Raw genomic sequence first — 16,857 nt, forward strand, 5'->3', positions numbered from 1 at the left:
CGACCTTGTATTATTCCCCTCATGCCGTTCGTGGTATTGCGAACGGTATCGACCGCTGTCAAAATCTTGGTAGGCATATCAAGACCGGGTAACTGGATGCCGTATCCGCCCTTAGGCCCCGAGCCAGCTCCGTAGATCTCGCACCAGTTACCCATCCTCCATGTCAAGATCGGACAGTATCTTTGGCACCGGCATGCCGGTTAGCCCGCATTTGCAAGGTAGATCGCAAGAGGACCACAGCATGTTTAATTTAGGAATCGACGTTGCCAAGGCCAAGCTCGACTGCGCGCTGCGCCTGCCCAACGGCAAGCATCGTAACAAGGTTGTCGAGAACAACCGTCAAGGATTCACCGCGCTCCACGCATGGCTGCTGAAGCATGCTGCCGGCAGCCCCAGGGTGTGCATGGAAGCGACGGGCACGTATTGGGAAGGGGTTGCCGAATATCTCGCTGGACTTGGCATGGTGGTCAGTGTCATCAATCCGGCCCAGATCAAGGCCTTCAGCGCTTCACGCCTGGTGCGCACCAAGACCGACAAGGTCGACGCACAGCTGATCGCCGACTTCGCCCATGAACGCCAGCCAGAGCCCTGGCAGGCGCCATCGCCGGCCGAGCAATCGCTGCGCGCGCTGGTGCTGCGCCTCGATGCCTTGCAAGCGATGCGCCAGCAGGAAAGCAACCGGCTTGAAGTGGCGCGCGCGGCGGTACGCCAGGGTATCGAGGATCATATTGCCTGGCTCGACGCCGAGATCAAGGCGCTGATCCTGGCGATCCGCCGTCATATCGATGACGACCCGGATTTACGCGGCAAGCGCGAATTGCTCGATAGCATCCCTGGCCTGGGCGAGCGCACGATTCCCGTGCTGCTGTCCTACTACGCCAATCCTGAGCGCTTCGACAGCGCCAAGCAGGCGGTGGCGTTTGCGGGCCTCGATCCGCGCCAGCACGAGTCAGGTTCCAGCGTGCGTGGCAAGCCACGCATGTCGAAGGTCGGCCACAGTTTCCTGCGCAAGGCACTGTACATGCCGGCCATGGTGGCAGTGCATAAGACGCCTTGGGGCAAGCGCTTCGGTCAGCGTCTGCGTGACGCCGGCAAAGCGCCCAAGCTGATCATCGGCGCCATGATGCGCAAGCTGGTGCACGTGGCATTCGGCGTGCTCAGGTCGGGAAAAATATTTGATCCGGCCTTGCACGCCGCTTGACGGGGATAACAGTATCTACAAGTAATACGCCGTCTTGGTCATGACCTTCCCCATCAGGCCCATCAACGCCTTCACGGGCGCTGGCGTATCGATGGCGCCCAGTCGCTGGGCGGCGGCGCCGTGTTCCACCTCGTCGATGGCCATCTGCTTGACGATGGCGCGCGACTTGGCGTCTTGCGGCGGCAATTCCTGCAGGTGGCTGGCCAGGTGCGCTTCCACCTGGCGTTCCGTTTCCACCACAAAACCCAGGCTGCGGCCGTCGCCCATGCGTGCGGCGATGGTGCCCAGCGCAAACGAACCCGCATACCACAGGGGATTGAGCAGGCTCAGACGCGAGCCCAGCTCCGTCAGGCGCTGCGCCGTCCAGGCCAGGTGGTCTTCCTCTTCGCGTCCCGCCTCGTCGAACTGGGCGCGGATGGCCGGGCTGTGCGCATAGCGCGCCTGCGAGTTGTACAAGGCTTGCGCGCACACTTCGCCCACATGGTTGACGCGCATCAAGCCGGCGCTGTGGCGCTGCTCGGCCGGGCTCAGCTCCGCATCGGGCGCATGCGCGGCCGGCGTGGGGCGCGAGGCCGAAGCCACGCCCGCGATGACGCGCAAGGCCTTGTCGGCGCCAACAATCAAACGATCCAGGGGGTCAAAATGGCGGTTCGCGGTCATCGTGGGCTATTCATGTAAGGGAAAACATGAATTATAGGACGATCAGGGCCAGCCGTCCCCACGCCGCGCGCGGGCCGAACGGGGCTTTATTGACCTGTGCGCGCTTTTTCCTGCTCGATCCAGTCCACCACGGGGCCGACGGCATCGAGCCCGGACAGGCTTTTCGCCACGCCCAGGTTCAGTGAAATCAGAAAAGAAATGCTGTCGACGGGAATGTCCGGGCAGTATTCGGCAAACGCGGCGCGAAAACGCTCCGATTGCAGCACGCGCAAGACTTTCTCGCCGCTCATGAATTGCAGCACGCTGGCGATGCTGTGCCCGCCACCTAGCGAGTGGTAAATAAAACGGTTGTACTTCGCGTCGATCTGCTTGAAATCGAGGGTTTCTTCCGTCATCAGTCCGGCCAGATAGTACAGTCCCAGGCTGACGCGGAAGAAACCGATGGCTTCGGCACTGGTCATGCCGGCGCGGGCCACGGCCAATACCTTGTCCTGCATCGCCTGATCGATCGTTTGCATTACGCTCTCCCGCGCCGTCCGCCGGCGCCACCGGGCCAGCTTGCATGAAGATGCTGTTTTTTTCAATAGACCAAACGATATTTCCACCTTGCAAGTTACATTTTTTGCATGCTACTCTCGTTGTTCACCGTTGAATGGATGAAGCACATGATAGAGGTCAAGCACCTGGCAAAACGTTTCCGCATGCCGCCCCACAAGGGCAAGGACGTGCACGTGAGCGATCCGCGCGAACATGAGGGCTGGTTCCACGCCGTGCGCGACGTCAGTTTCAGCTGCGCCCCCGGCGAAGTGCTGGGCTTGCTGGGTCCGAATGGCGCCGGCAAGACGACCACCCTGCGCCTGCTGTCGACGGCCTTGCAGGCGGACGCGGGCAGCGCCCTCGTCAATGGCGTCGACGTGCTGCGCCAGCCGCTGGTGGCGCGCCAGAGCATCGGTTTCCTGTCCGGTTCGACGGGCTTGTACGGCCGCCTGACGGCGCGCGAAAACGTGGAATACTTTGGCCGCCTGCATGGCATGCCTGCCGACAAGCTGAAACGCCGCTGCGACGAACTGTTTTCCTTGCTGCAGATGGAAGAATACGGCGGCAAGCGGGCCGATCAATTGTCGACGGGCATGAAACAGAAGTGCGCGATCGCCCGCACCGTCGTGCACGAGCCGCAAGTGGTCATCCTCGACGAGCCGACCACGGGCCTGGACGTGATGTCGGCCAAGATCCTGCTCGACTTCATCGCCAGCTACAAGGCGCTGCGCGTGCCGCTGATCTTTTCCACGCACCACCTGCACGAGGTGGAAAAGCTGTGCGACCGCGTCTGCATCATCAACCGCGGCACCACCGCCTTCCATGGCACGGTCGACGAACTGCGCCACCTGGGCGGCAGTACCGATCTGTACGACGCCTTTGTCAGCGTCATCAACCAGGGAGCCTGAGCCATGTGGACCATTTATCTGAAAGAGTTGCTGGAACTCACGCGCGACCGCAAGACGCTGATTTTCACCATCCTCATCCCCATCTTTGCCATGCCGCTGATCTTTGGCGGCTTCGCTTATGTTTCAAGTAATATGTTCAAGAACGCCAAGACGGCGGAACTGCGCTACGCGCTGTTCGGCAAGGACCATTCGCCGGGCCTGAGCGCGCGGTTTGCGCAGCAGCACAACCTGCGCGAAGTACCGCTGGCCAGCGAGGCGGACATCCGCCGCGCCATCGGCGACGATACCATCAAGTTTGCCGTCGTCATCCCGCCGCATTTTGAACAAGCGCTGAAGCAGCAGGCGCAAGCCAAGGTGACCCTGCACTACAACAGCGCCAGCTCGGTGGACGTGACGCACCAGCGCGTGCGCGAAATCGTCGACGCCTACAACGCCAGCCTGCGCGAAGGAGCCTTGTCCGCCCTGAACCTGAGCCCTGCCCAGCTGGCCTATGCGCTCAATCCCATCGTGCTCGACAAGCAATCGACGGCCAACGAGCGCGAACAGATGGGCGCCATCATCGGCGGCATGGTGCCGTATCTGCTGCTGATGGTGTGCCTGACGGCAGCCATGTATCCGGCCATCGACCTGGGCGCCGGCGAAAAGGAACGGGGCACGCTGGAAACCCTGCTGCTGGCGCCCGTGCCGCGCAGCGCCATCGTGCTGGCCAAGTTCCTCGTGCTGTTTACGGTGGGCATGACCTCCGCCGTGCTGATGGTGGGCAGCATGGGCGTCCTGCTGGCCATCTTCGGCAGCTCGCTGGAAGGCCACATGGCCATCCTCGTGCACAGCATCGGCTTGCCCGACCTGGCCATGGTGACCCTGATGCTGGTGCCGACGGCCGCCATCTTCGCCTCGCTGCTGCTGTCGATCTCGATCTACGCGAAGAGCTACAAGGAGGCGGCCGGCATGATCACGCCGCTGATGCTGTTTGTCATCCTGCCCACGGTGACGGCCATGCTGCCCGGCGTCGAGCTGAACTGGATGTGGGCCATGGTGCCGCTGACGAACGTGTCGCTGGCCATGAAGGAACTGGTGAAAGGCACCATGGATTACCGCATGTTCGGCGTGATCCTGGCCTCGACGACGGTGATCGCCGGCGCGCTGCTGATGCTGTGCCGCTGGTGGTTTAACCGGGAATCGGTTTTATTCCGTAACTGACACTCTCGTGGCGCGGCCGACAAGACCAGGACCGGCCCGCCATCCGCCCTCGCCAACTGCACTCTGGGCACGCGAAAATGCCGTGTATCGCATGCAACTGCCCAGTGCGTCCTAAATTCAATACAATGCCAGCATAGAGTAGCCCTGTCGCATCGGGCAGCAACGCATGAGTTAGGAGTTGTATGGAATTGCAGATCCGCAAATTGTCGAAGACCTACGCGAATGGCGTGGTGGCGCTGGACAACGTTTCGCTGACGATACCGCCCGGGATGTTTGGCTTGCTGGGCCCGAATGGCGCCGGCAAGTCGACCCTGATGCGCACCCTGGCCACCTTGCAGGAATGCGATTCCGGCTCCATCTTCTTCGGCGACTACGACGTACTCGACGACAAGGACGAGATCCGTCGCATGCTCGGCTACCTGCCGCAAGACTTCGGCCTGTACCCGAAAGTGACGGCCTACGAGCTGCTCGACCACTTCGCCATGTTAAAAGGCTTGTCGCAGCGGGCGCGCCGGCGCGAAGTCGTCGATGGGCTATTGCAGCAAACCAATCTGTTCGACGTGCGCCACCAGCGCCTGGGCGGCTTTTCCGGCGGCATGCGCCAGCGCTTCGGCATCGCGCAAGCCCTGCTGGGCGACCCGAAACTGATCATCGTCGACGAGCCGACGGCCGGCCTCGACCCGCAGGAGAGAGTCCGCTTCCACAATCTGCTGTCCGACATCGGCGAAGACAAGACGGTGATCCTGTCGACGCATATCGTGTCCGACGTGGCCGACCTGTGCGCCAACATGGCCATCATCAACAAGGGGCATTTGCTGCTGTGCGGCAAGACCCAGGAACTGATCGATGAAGTCAGCTGCAAGATCTGGGCGCGCTTCGTCGAAAAGAAAGAACTGGCCAGCTTCCAGCAGCGCCACGCCGTCATTTCCACGCGCTTGCTGTCGGGCCGCACCCTGATCCACGTCTACAGCGACGACGACCCGGGCGACGGCTTCGAGGAAGCCATCGGCGACCTGGAAGACCTGTATTTCGCCACCATTGCCGGGCGCCACCGCGTCGCCCCGCAATGCGACTGAGGGGGCGGCCATGTTTGCCATCGCCCGCTTTGAAGCACGACAGCGGCTCAAGCTGCTGTCGACCTGGGTGTATTTCGCCATGTTCCTGGCGCTGGCCATGCTGTGGATGGCGGCCGCAGGCGGCGTCTTCAAGGAAGCGAGCATCAGTTTCGGCGGCAAGTTCCTGATCAACGCCCCCCGTTCGCTGGCGTTCACGTGCAGCGTGCTGGGCTGCTTCGGCGCCGTGGTCGTGGCCGCCATGATGGGCCGCTCGGTGCAGCAGGATTTCGAATACGGCATGCAGCATTTCTTTTTCAGCGCGCCGATCAAAAAATACCAGTACGTCTTCGGCCGCTTCCTCGGCGCCTACCTGGTGCTGGCCGTGGTGTTTTCCAGCATCGTGATCGGCGCCTGGCTGGGCGCCTGGCTGCCCGGCATCGATCCCGAACGGCTGGGGCCGCAGCGGGCGCTGGCCTATCTGATGCCCTACGTCTTTACGCTGCTGCCCAACCTGTTCATCTTCGGCGCCATCTTCTTCGTCATCGCCGCCCTGACGCGGCGCATGCTGCCCGTGTATATCAGCTCGGTGGTCATGCTGATCGGCTACCTGGTGGCGCCGTCGCTGGCGCGCGACCTCGACTACAAGACCCTGGCCGCCCTGATCGATCCCTTCGGCACCACGGCGCTGATACGCCTGACGGAATACTGGCCGAACGCGGAACGCAACACGCGCCTGGTAACGCTGGAAGGCGTGTACCTGCTGAACCGCGCCATCTGGTCCGGCTTCGCCCTCGTGGCCTTGCTGCTCGGCTACTGGCGCTTCCAGTTCCACGCGACGACGGACGCGGGCGCCGCCCGGCGCCGCAGCGAGGGCGAGGCGCCGCAGCGCCTGTCGAACGCTTCGCTGTCCACGCAGGAAACGCCGGACTTCGCGCAGCGCAACCTGGCCGTCCTGCTCCTCAAGATGAGCTGGCTGAACCTGCGCGAGACCATCAAGAACATCTATTTCGTCGTCATCGTGCTGGCCGGCGTGCTGACCATGTATGCGGGCGCGCTGGACATGGGCTCCATCTACGGCACGAATACCTATCCCGTGACGGAAAAGGTGCTGGACATGGTCAGCGCCTCGTTCGCCCTGTTCATGCTGATCATTACCACCTTCTACGCGGGCGAGCTGGTGTGGCGCGAACGGGAAGCGGGCACGCATCTGATGCTCGACGCCCTGCCCGTGCCGAACTGGCTGCCCCTGCTGTCGAAACTGTGTGCGCTGGTCGGCCTGCAAGCCTTGCTAAGCCTGGTCATCATGCTGTGCGGCATGTCGATCCAGGTCTTCAAGGGCTATTACCGCCTCGACCCCGGCCTGTACGTGGAATCGCTGTTCCTGTCGCACCTGCCCTACTATGCGCTGGTCGCCGTGCTGGCCATCTTCGTGCAAGTGCTGATCAATCAGAAATACCTGGCGTATTTCGCCATGATTCTGTACCACATCGCCAGCATCAGCTTTTCCTCGCTGGGCCTCGGCGACCCGCTGCTGCTGTACGGCAGCACGCCGGAGGTCGTGTATTCGGCCATGAACGGCGCCGGCCACTTTGTGTTGCGCGAGCGCTGGTACTTGCTGTACTGGAGCGGCGCGGCCGTCATGCTGACGGTGCTGTCGCTGCTGTTCTGGCCCCGCGGCGCGCAGGACAGCTGGCGCATCCGCCTGCGCCTGGCGCGCCACGGCCTCACGCATGGCGTGCTGGCCAGCTTTGCCGGCGGCGCCCTGATCTTCGTCGGCGCCGGCGGCGTGCTGTTTTACGTGTTCCACGTGGCCAACGATTACCAGTCCGAATTTTCCCGCGATGCGGACCGCGCCAGCATCGAGCGCCAGTACCGCAAGTTTGCCGCCACGCCGCAGCCGAGAATCACCGACGTGAAACTCGACGTGGCCATCTACCCGGCGCAGCGCACCTTGGCCGTCACGGGCCGCTATCTGCTGCAAAACAAGACCAGCCTGCCGATCAGCCACATTTTTGTGCAACAAGACCCGACGGCCACCATGCGCCTGCGTTTCGATACGCGCGTGCATCCCGGCCTCGATGACGGCAAGCTGGGCTTTTACAGCTACCGCCTGGCTGCGCCGCTGGCGCCGGGCGCCACCCTGGGCCTCGATTTCGACATCCGCTACGCGCCGCGCGGCATCTTCGGCCTGGGCCAGGACACGCCCGTGGTGGCCAACGGCACTTTCTTCACGAATGCCGTGCTGCCGCACATCGGTTACCAGCCGCAGCTGGAATTGACGGACCCGCGCGACCGCAAGAAACACGGCTTGCCCGCGCGCGAACGGGCCTTGCCGCGCGACGATGCGAAGGGATTGGCCGACAATTACGTCAGCAACGACGCCGACCGCATCAACTTTGACGCCACCGTCAGCACCGTCGACGGCCAGACGGCCATCGCGCCGGGCATGCTGGACAACGACTGGATCGCCAAGGGCCGCCATTACTTCCATTACACGATGGACCAGCCTATCCTGAACTTCTACGCGTTCCAGTCGGCCCGCTACGCCGTCAAGCACGAGCGCTGGCAAGACGTGGCCATCGACGTGTATTACCATCCTGGCCATGAATACAACCTCGAGCGTTTCGTGCGCGGCAGCAAGGAAGCGCTCGAGTACTACACGAAGAACTTCGGCCCCTACCAGCACAAGATCCTGCGCATCGTCGAATTCCCCCGCTACGCCACGTTTGCGCAATCGTTCCCGAACACGATACCGTACTCGGAAGGCCTGGGTTTTATCGCCAAGGTGGACGACAAGAACCCGAAGGATATCGACTATCCGTTCTACATCACGGCGCATGAAGTGGCGCACCAGTGGTGGGCGCATCAGTTGGTGGGCGGCAATACGCGGGGCGCCACCGTGCTCAGCGAAACCCTGGCCGAATATTCGGCCCTGATGGTGATGAAGAAGACCGCGGGACCGGCCAAGATGCGCCGTTTCCTGCGCTATGACCTGAATCAATACCTGATGGGGCGCAGCGAGGAACGCAAGAAGGAATTGCCGCTGGCCGAGAATGAAAACCAGGCCTACATCCACTATCACAAGGGCAGCCTGGCCATGTACTTGCTGCAAGACATCATCGGCGAGGACAAGGTCAACGGCGTGCTGCGCGAGCTGCTCAAGACCTACGGCCAGAAAGGCCCGCCGTATGCGAGCGTGACGGCACTGGTCCAGGGCTTGCGCCAGGTCACGCCGCCCGAGCAGGTTTACCTGATCGACGACCTGTTCGAGAAAATCGTGCTGTTCGACAACCGCGCCCTGTCGGCCACGGCCACGAAACGCAGCGATGGCAAGTACGCCGTCACCATGAAGGTGCAGGCAAGCAAATTGACGGCCGGCGAACAGGGCGAGGAACACGACGCGCCGCTGCACGACTGGATCGAGATCGGCGTCGACGACGCGACTGGCCATCCGCTGCTGCGCGAACGCCTGCGCATGACGGCCCGTGAAGCGAGCTACACCGTCATCGTCGGCAGCCGGCCCGGCAAGGCGGGCATCGATCCCGACAACAAGCTGATCGACCGCAAGCCCGATGACAATATGGTCACCGTCGAACTCGACGAACCATGACGAAAAATGGCCGCCCGTTGATGGGCGGACATTTTTTTGCGTGTCACACGGGAATCAGGCTGCGGCGCAGCGCGTCACCAGGCTCAGGCTGATGCCCATTTCCGTCAGGTGCTGCATGTCGGCCAGGCTCAAGTCGAGCGGCGCGTCGACCGTGTCGTCGCCATTCAGCTCCAGTTGCAGCTCGGCCACGATGCGCGGCATGGTGAACGTCACGCCGCGCGAACGGCATTCGGCCAGGTAGCTGCGTATGCGCGAGGGCAACACTTGCGATTTGGGCGCCTGTGCGATCAGCACGTCGAAGCCGGAATCGAGATGCACGCGATTCGCGCCCTTCGCCTCGCCCTTGCGCCATTGCCGCTCCGGATCGGTAGGCAAGACTTCGAGGATGGATTTGAGCGTGGGGTCATCCCCATGCACGCACAGCTTCGCCATATTCATATTGCAAGACTTTCTAGTCAGGACGCCGCCAGGAAGGCGGCGCGATCATCAGACCGACAAGTCTACGCATGGAAGGCAAATATGTCCATACGGCAATATTTAGCATCCAACTCTAATAAGCTCTCATTTGTGCTGCATCAAACAGGCGGAACCAGCTTATTCCGCCTGCCACACACAATTACAGTGCCACGCCGCGTGCCTGCAAGGCGGCCCGCACGCCGGCGCCATAGGCGGGATCGGCCTGGTCGAAGTGAGCGAGCTGACGCTGCAAGGTTTCCGGCCGCACCTGACTCAGGGGGCCGGCCAGGTTGTCGAACAGGTTTTGCCTGGCCTGGGCCGACATCAAGCGGAACAGATTGCCGGCTTGCGTGTAATCGTCTTCCACGCCGCGTCCATCGTAGCGGGCCGCGCCGCCAGCCAGCGCCAGCGCCCCTTCGCCATGGCCCAGCCCCTGCGGCTGCGTGCCTGCCGCCGCCACGTTCGCGTAATTCTGCGCAGAACTGCCATTGTGGATCGCCATGCCGCCGTCGCGCTGCTGGTTATGGAAGGGGCAGCGGGCCGCATTCACGGGCAAATGCTGGTGGTTCGTGCCGACGCGGTACAGCTGGGCGTCGTGGTAGGCGAACAAGCGGCCTTGCAGCATCTTGTCCGGCGAGTATCCCATGCCGGGCACGGCGTTGGCCGGCGAAAAGGCGGCTTGCTCGACTTCCGCGTGGTAATTGTCCGGGTTGCGGTTCAGCTCGAAAATACCGACGGGCAACAGCGGGAAGTCCGCGTGCGGCCACACCTTCGTCAGGTCGAACGGGTTCCAGCCCGTGCGCTGCTCCCAGGCATCGAGCTGCTCCTGCGTCGCCACCTGCAGCTTGACTTCCCACTGGGGGAAATCGCCGCGTTCGATGGCGCCGAACAGGTCGCGCTGGGCGTAGTCGGGATCGGCACCGGCCAGGCGGCCCGCTTCCGCCGCAGGCAAATTCTTGATGCCCTGGCGCGTCTTGAAGTGCCATTTCACGAACACGCGCTGGCCGTCCGCATTGATCAGGCTATACGTGTGGCTGCCGAAGCCGTCCATGTGGCGGTAGCCGTCCGGCGTGCCGCGGTCCGAGAACAGCATGGTGACCTGGTGCAGGCTTTCCGGCGCATGGCTCCAGAAGTCGAACATCATCTCGGCCGATTTCAGATTGCTTTGCGGATCGCGCTTTTGCGTGTGGACGAAATCGGGGAACTTGATCGGGTCCTTGATGAAGAACATCGGCGTGTTGTTGCCGACCAGGTCCCAGTTACCCTCTTCCGTATAAAAACGCACGGCGAAGCCGCGCGGGTCGCGTTCCGTATCCGCACTGCCGCGTTCGCCGCCGACGGTGGAGAAACGGGCGAAGGTGGCCGTCTGCTTGCCCACTTCACTGAACAGCTTGGCCTTGGTATAGCGCGAAATGTCGTGCGTGACGGTAAAGGTGCCGTAAGCGCCCGAGCCTTTGGCGTGCACGACGCGCTCGGGGATGCGCTCGCGGTTGAAATGCTGGAGTTTTTCGATCAGATGGAAGTCTTGCAGCAGCAGCGGGCCACGGGGACCGGCGCTGATGGAATTCTGGTTGTCGGCGACGGGGATGCCCGAGGCGGTACTGAATGGCGGCTGTTGGCTCATGACTGCTTTTCCTTCGTTGTTGACTGATGAAACCTAGTGTAACGAGGTCAACAACAAAGGAAAAGCTAATTGATTTTATCGAACTGATAGCTATTTACAATGCACAGCCGTGAGCATCGCACACGCCACCGAGTTCCGCCTGCAACTTCGCAGGCTGGCCCAGGAAGCCGCCGATATCGATCACGGACAGCTTGCCGCTGCCATCGTCGAGCACGAACGTGGGAAAGCCCTGCCCGCCCACCTGCGCCAGCAAGGCCCGGCTGGCGTCGATGTGCTGTTGCGTGGCAGCGCCCGCCTGCCGGGCATATTCCGCCCCGAATGCGGCCCCGTCCATGCCCAGCTCTTGCGCCAAGGACACCAGCACGGGCACGTCGGCGATGCGCAAGCCGTCCATGTAATGGGCGCGCTGCACGCGCTGCAGCATGTCCAGGCCCTTGCCGGCCAGCGATTCAGCCGCCAGGATGGCCGTGATCGGCGGTTCGGAATCCATCATGGCCGTCGTGTCGTTCAGCAAGCCGTTGATATAGGCGTCGCCGAAAGGCTGGCCCGACAATTGCTCGATGCGCCGGTCGTGCGGCAGCACATAGCCGCGCCAGGCGGGCGTGATCTGGCGGCGATTGCTGCCCGTCATCATGCCGCCGCCGTGGAAGGCCACCGTCAGGCCGGGCACGGCGCGCGCCGCCTCGACCAGCGGCGCCGCTCCGTAGCACCAGCCGCACAGGGGGTCGAAAATGTAGTGCAATGTGGGCATGCCGGCCTTGCCGCTTACCATTGCATTTCACCCTTGGCCACCTTGGCGCTCGTTTCCAGCGCGCCATCGAGGCCGAGTTGCGGGTAGTGCTGTTTCATGGCGGCGATCAGGGCGGCCGAATTGGCGGCCTTGGCCGTTTCCGCTTCGAACGTCACCAGGTAGTCGCGCGTAAAACCGATGCTGTCGGGCGTCAGGGGCGAACCGACCTTGAAGTGGCCAGGCACGACGGTGACGGGCTGCAGCGCCGCGATGCCGTCCAGCGTCTTGAGCCAGTCCTGGCGCGATTGCAGGCTTTGCGTATCGGCCGTCCACACGTGCAAGTTACCAAACAGCACCACGCCGCCGACGACGGCCTTGATCGATGGAATCCACACATAGGTGCGCGCTGGCGTCGGGCCGGCGATATCGAGCGACTGGCCTTCCAGGCTGATGCGCTTGCCTTTCAAGGCTTCGGGAATGACGATGGCGTGCGGCGCATTGTCTTTCAGGATAGGCCCCCAGTAGGCGACCTTGGCGTCAGCCTTGCGGCGGATCTCGGCCACGGTTTCCGGCGTGGCGACGATCTTTGCCTTCGGGAAAGCTGCCTTGATCACATCGAGGCCAAAGTAAAAATCGGGGTCGCTGTGGCTGATGTACACGGTCGTCAGTTTCTTGCCGCTGGCGCGGATCTTCTCCACCAGCTTTTGCGCTTCGGCGCGCGAAAACTGCGCATCGATCAGCACGGCGTCATGCTTGCCCGCCACCAGCACGGAAGCGACGGGGAAAATCGCCGCTTCGCCCGGGTTGAATACTTCCAGGGTCAAGGGGGCGCTGGCGGCGGCCGAGGCGGCGCCGGCGGCAAACAGGGTGGAAACAAGAACGCTGCTGATGGATTTGGAGAACATGATCTGCCTTCACAAAATGATTGGGATGACGGCATCTTACGTTGCTTGATTCGGTAGAAAAACTAGTTAAAACGCAATAGTTTGTTGCTCATTTCGATGCAATCTACCGATGGCGGGCACGGTACGGCGTATTTTTCCGGCGTAGACGTGCGCGAAAGCCACGCCGCTGCGGCGGTGTGGCGCCGTCACAAAACATGTCACAGCGTCATGAGGGTGTCACATTGGATTGCTATCTTGCTAGCTCTTTCAAACCTAGCCGGATGAACCACATGACACGCAGAAAAATTTCCGTCGCTGGCTGCAGCGTCGCCATCACCCTGATGCTGGCCGCCTGCGGCAGCGATGCAAAAAAAGAAGAGGTAGTGGCTGAAGCGCCGCCGAAAAACGTCATCTTCTTCCTCGGCGATGGCATGGGCCTGACCACCATGACGGCCGCGCGCATCTATTCGGTGGGCGAAGACGGTTCGCTGACCATGGACACCCTGCCGGAAACGGCCTTCGTCAAGACGTTCTCGAACGACGCGCAAGTGACCGACAGCGCGCCGTCGATGGCCGCCTACATGACCGGCGTCAAGATGAACAATGAAGTCATCTCGATGTCGGCCAACACGGTCGCCATCGATCCGGGCACGGATGCGAACGGCAACAAGCTGGTCAACAAATGCGGCACCGGCAACGGCACGCCCGCCACCACCTTGCTGGAACTGGCCAAGGCCAAGGGCTTTGCCGCCGGCGTCGTCAGCACGGCGCGCGTGACGCACGCCACGCCGGCCGCGACCTACGCGCACATCTGCCACCGCGACCTGGAAAACGATATCGCCGCAGCCCTGGTGCCGGGCGGCACGGGCTACAACAGCGCCCTGGGCACCACCGGCCTGGAAGTGGTCCTCGGTGGCGGCGCGCAATTCTTTACGCCATTCAAGAGCGGCGGCAAGCGTTCCGACGACCGCGACCTGGTGGCCGAACTGAAAGCGAAGAGCTATACGGTCGCCAACAACGCCACCGACTTCAAGGCCGTCGATCCGGCCAAGACGGACCGTTTGTTCGGCGTGTTCACTTCCAGCCACATGAGCTACGACCTGGACCGCGATGCGGCCAAGGAACCTAGCCTGGCGGAAATGACCACCAAGGCCATGGACGTGCTGGCGAAGAACAAGAAGGGTTACTTCCTGATGGTCGAAGGCGGCCGCATCGACCATGCGCTGCACGAAACGACGGCCAAGAAGGCGCTGCAAGACACGGTCGCTTTCGACAACGCCATCAAGGCCGCCATCGAAAAAGCCAAGCTCACCGATCCGACCCTGGCCAATACCCTGATCGTCGTCACGGCCGACCATGACCACACCCTGGTGCTGAACGGCTACGCCAAGCGCACGGGCAAGACGGCTGCCGGCAACCCTGGCGTGCTGGGCGTGGTGAAGAACTACGTCACCGGCGCGGTCGAGAAAGACCTGGACGGCGCACCGTATTCGATCATCGGCTTCGGCAATGGCGAAAACCGCACGCAGTCGAGCCGCGCCGCCATGGCCAGCCTCGATGAAACCGTCACCAGCGCCAATACCTACCACCAGGAAGCGGTGATCCGCACCACGGCGGGCAACGAGACCCACGGCGGCACCGACGTCTTCCTGGGCGCCATCGGCAAGGGTTCGGAAACCTTCCTGGGCACCATCGACAACACCAAAGTATTCGGCCTGGTCAAGACCGCCGGCGGTCTGTAATCCCCAAGAGACAAGAATTGGACAAGCACATGAAACTCGCATTGAAACCCGCCCTGAAACTCTCCTTGCTGACCACGCTCGTGGCCGCCAGCGTCGCCAGCGCCTACGCCGCCGACGCGAAGAACGTCATCTTCTTCCTCGGCGACGGCATGGGCCCGTCCGTCGTGACGGCGTCGCGCATCTACAAATACGGCGAAGACGGCAGCCTGACCATGGATACGCTGGAACGCACGGCGCGCATCAAGACGTTCTCGAACGATGCGCAAACGACGGACAGCGCGCCATCGATGGCCGCCTACATGACCGGCGTCAAGATGAACAATGAAGTCATCTCGATGGCGCAGGACACGATCGCCAAGGAACCCGGCCGCGACGCCAACGGCAACCTGGGCGTGGACAATTGCCCGGCCGGCGGCAAGACCGTGCCGACCATCCTGGAACTGGCGAAAGCCAAGGGCAAGGCCGTGGGTGCCATCACTACCACGGAACTGACGCACGCCACGCCGGCGACGACGTTCTCGCACATCTGCAACCGCAATGCGCAATACGCGATCGCCGCGCAAACGGCGCCAGGCGGCGCCGGCTACAACGCAGCCCTCGGCGATGGCGTCGACGTGCTGATGGGTGGCGGCCGCAACCACTTCACGCCTTGGTCGACGAGCAACAAGTACGGCCGCGCCGATGGCCGCAACCTGCTGACGGAGTTTGCCGCCAAGGGCTACACCGTGGCCGCGACGAAAGCGGAAATGGCGGCAGCGCCGAGCGGCAAGAAATTCATCGGCCTGTACAGCACCCGCAGCCACCTCGAATATGAACTGGACCGCACGGCCACGCCGCCGCTGGGCGAAGGCGCGACCCAGCCTAGCCTGTCGGAAATGACGCTGAAAGCCATCGACTTGCTGTCGAAAAACACGAACGGCTACTTCCTGATGGTCGAAGGCGGCCGCATCGACCACGCCTTGCACGGCATCAATGCCAAGCGCGCGCTGACGGACACCATCGCCTTCGACGACGCCATCAAGGCGGCCATCGCCAAGATCAAGGAAACCGACCCGACCCTGGCCAATACCCTGATCGTCGTCACGGCCGACCATGACCACACGCTGGCCTTCAACGGCTACGGCAAGCGCGGCAACAATATCCTCGACATCAACCGCGGCTACAAGGATAACCAGCCAAGCAAGGATGCCGATGGCAACACCTACACCACTTTGGTATTCGGCAATGGCCCGAACCGCCCTGACTTGCGCAGCAACGTCGACAGCGCCACGGCGCTGAAAGACAACTACCTGCAAGAAACAGGCGTGCGCCTGGCCAGCGAAACCCATGGCGGCGGCGACGTCAAGCTGCTGGCCACGGGCGCCGGCGCGAAGACCTTCAAGGGCACCCTGGACAACACCAAGGTATTTGATTTGCTGAAGGCGGCCTTCGGCTTCTGATCCACATCAACACGGCAACCCCACCGGGGCGGATGGCGTATGCCCTCCGCCCCTCTGCACGTAAAGGCACCACCATGAAATCGTCCCTGATCGCCGTCCTCCTCGCCGCCGGCTTTGCCGCCAGCACCCAAGCCGCCCCCACCGCTGCTGCTCCTGCCGACCTGGACCTGGGCATCACCTATTACAGCCGCGTCCTGACGCCGGAAGGCGTGACGCGCGAAAGCCGCTACGAAGAAAAGATGCTGCGCCGCCCCGGCCACGTGTGGGTCGAGCGCGTGCTGGCGCCGTCGACGGACCCGCATGCGGGCCACAAGCATGGCGACAACACCAAGGTGGCCCTGAAAACGTCGACTGCGGCCACGCAGCATGAACACAAGCACTTCAATCCCGTGCTGATCCCGCGCCACGTGATGCTGGAAAAGAACACCGTGCGCGTGGAATACATCGATGCGCACGACAAGATCGTCGTCTCGATTCCCAAGGCCGAGTACGAAAACGTCAATTTCGACGGTTCCTGGGAAAACAGTTTTTATCTGCTGGACCCGAAACTGGTGGCCGCCATGCCGCTGTCGAAACAGGCATCGAACGTGACGGGGGCGCGCTGGCGCGAAGTGGAAAAGAACGGCGTGTTCCAGCGCATCCTGTGGGATGAACAAAAGCAGATTCCCCTGATCATCGAAAGCGGCGACCGCGCGAATACCTTCTATCGCCGGGTCGACGTCAAGCTGCAGCCGACCGTCAGCAAGGCGCAGCCGTGGGCCAACCTGCAGAATTACGCGCAGCGCGAGTACTCCGACTACCTGGACTAAGC

14 protein-coding genes are annotated in these 16,857 nt (G+C 62.5%); 8 read left to right on the forward strand and 6 right to left on the reverse strand.

The annotated features are described in order from the left end of the window. Positions 1 to 241: 241 nt before the first annotated feature. Entirely contained in the window at positions 242 to 1,201 is a 960-nt protein-coding gene (locus OX462_RS24515; RefSeq protein WP_083289991.1) for an IS110 family RNA-guided transposase, read from the forward strand. Between the two features lie 15 nt (positions 1,202 to 1,216). On the opposite strand, the gene coq7 is transcribed toward OX462_RS24515, so the two are convergent. Both coq7 and OX462_RS24525 read right to left on the reverse strand, forming a co-directional pair. Beyond that, positions 1,217 to 1,861 carry a 2-polyprenyl-3-methyl-6-methoxy-1,4-benzoquinone monooxygenase gene (coq7, locus tag OX462_RS24520; protein ID WP_070222718.1) on the reverse strand — a complete coding sequence of 215 codons (645 nt, stop codon included), beginning with the start codon at positions 1,859 to 1,861 and terminating at the stop codon, positions 1,217 to 1,219. 86 nt (positions 1,862 to 1,947) lie between these two features. After that, entirely contained in the window at positions 1,948 to 2,379 is a 432-nt protein-coding gene (locus OX462_RS24525) for a hypothetical protein (RefSeq protein WP_121668442.1), read from the reverse strand. A 147-nt stretch (positions 2,380 to 2,526) separates the two neighbouring features. Between OX462_RS24525 and OX462_RS24530 the strand changes: the two genes are divergently transcribed. The 4 genes from OX462_RS24530 (at position 2,527) to OX462_RS24545 (ending at position 9,171) form a co-directional block, all read left to right on the forward strand. Beyond that, on the forward strand, positions 2,527 to 3,306 hold the full coding sequence (locus OX462_RS24530; RefSeq protein ID WP_121670933.1) for an ABC transporter ATP-binding protein: 780 nt from the start codon (positions 2,527 to 2,529) through the stop codon (positions 3,304 to 3,306). A gap of 3 nt (positions 3,307 to 3,309) precedes the next feature. Further along, positions 3,310 to 4,506 carry an ABC transporter permease gene (locus OX462_RS24535; RefSeq protein WP_070222724.1) on the forward strand — a complete coding sequence of 399 codons (1,197 nt, stop codon included), beginning with the start codon at positions 3,310 to 3,312 and terminating at the stop codon, positions 4,504 to 4,506. 182 nt (positions 4,507 to 4,688) lie between these two features. Further along, positions 4,689 to 5,582, forward strand: coding sequence for an ABC transporter ATP-binding protein (locus tag OX462_RS24540; protein ID WP_070222726.1), 894 nt, complete (start codon positions 4,689 to 4,691; stop codon positions 5,580 to 5,582). Between the two features lie 10 nt (positions 5,583 to 5,592). Next, entirely contained in the window at positions 5,593 to 9,171 is a 3,579-nt protein-coding gene (locus tag OX462_RS24545; RefSeq protein WP_409027267.1) for an ABC transporter permease/M1 family aminopeptidase, read from the forward strand. 54 nt (positions 9,172 to 9,225) lie between these two features. On the opposite strand, the gene OX462_RS24550 is transcribed toward OX462_RS24545, so the two are convergent. The 4 genes from OX462_RS24550 to OX462_RS24565 form a co-directional block, all read right to left on the reverse strand. Then, the gene (locus OX462_RS24550; RefSeq protein ID WP_070222728.1) at positions 9,226 to 9,609 is read right to left on the reverse strand and encodes a hypothetical protein; all 384 of its coding nucleotides are present in this window, start codon (positions 9,607 to 9,609) and stop codon (positions 9,226 to 9,228) included. Between the two features lie 178 nt (positions 9,610 to 9,787). Further along, the gene (locus tag OX462_RS24555; protein WP_409027268.1) at positions 9,788 to 11,251 is read right to left on the reverse strand and encodes a catalase; all 1,464 of its coding nucleotides are present in this window, start codon (positions 11,249 to 11,251) and stop codon (positions 9,788 to 9,790) included. Positions 11,252 to 11,345: 94 nt separating this feature from the next. Then, positions 11,346 to 12,002, reverse strand: a complete 657-nt coding sequence (locus OX462_RS24560; protein ID WP_070289988.1) for a DsbA family protein — start codon at positions 12,000 to 12,002, stop codon at positions 11,346 to 11,348. A gap of 14 nt (positions 12,003 to 12,016) precedes the next feature. Further along, complete coding sequence (locus tag OX462_RS24565) at positions 12,017 to 12,886, reverse strand: MBL fold metallo-hydrolase (RefSeq protein ID WP_409027269.1); 870 nt, start codon at positions 12,884 to 12,886, stop codon at positions 12,017 to 12,019. 269 nt (positions 12,887 to 13,155) lie between these two features. On the opposite strand from OX462_RS24565, the gene OX462_RS24570 reads away from it, so the two are divergent. The 3 genes from OX462_RS24570 (at position 13,156) to OX462_RS24580 (ending at position 16,855) form a co-directional block, all read left to right on the forward strand. Next, positions 13,156 to 14,607, forward strand: a complete 1,452-nt coding sequence (locus OX462_RS24570) for an alkaline phosphatase (RefSeq protein WP_099409856.1) — start codon at positions 13,156 to 13,158, stop codon at positions 14,605 to 14,607. A 29-nt stretch (positions 14,608 to 14,636) separates the two neighbouring features. Continuing rightward, positions 14,637 to 16,046: an alkaline phosphatase gene (locus tag OX462_RS24575; RefSeq protein ID WP_409027270.1), complete on the forward strand. Its 1,410-nt coding sequence runs from the start codon at positions 14,637 to 14,639 to the stop codon at positions 16,044 to 16,046. 74 nt (positions 16,047 to 16,120) lie between these two features. Continuing rightward, the gene (locus OX462_RS24580) at positions 16,121 to 16,855 is read left to right on the forward strand and encodes a hypothetical protein (protein WP_409027271.1); all 735 of its coding nucleotides are present in this window, start codon (positions 16,121 to 16,123) and stop codon (positions 16,853 to 16,855) included. Positions 16,856 to 16,857 lie beyond the last annotated feature (2 nt).

Origin of the sequence: Janthinobacterium aestuarii (genome assembly GCF_046113285.1) — a bacterium.
Lineage (GTDB): Bacteria > Pseudomonadota > Gammaproteobacteria > Burkholderiales > Burkholderiaceae_D > Janthinobacterium.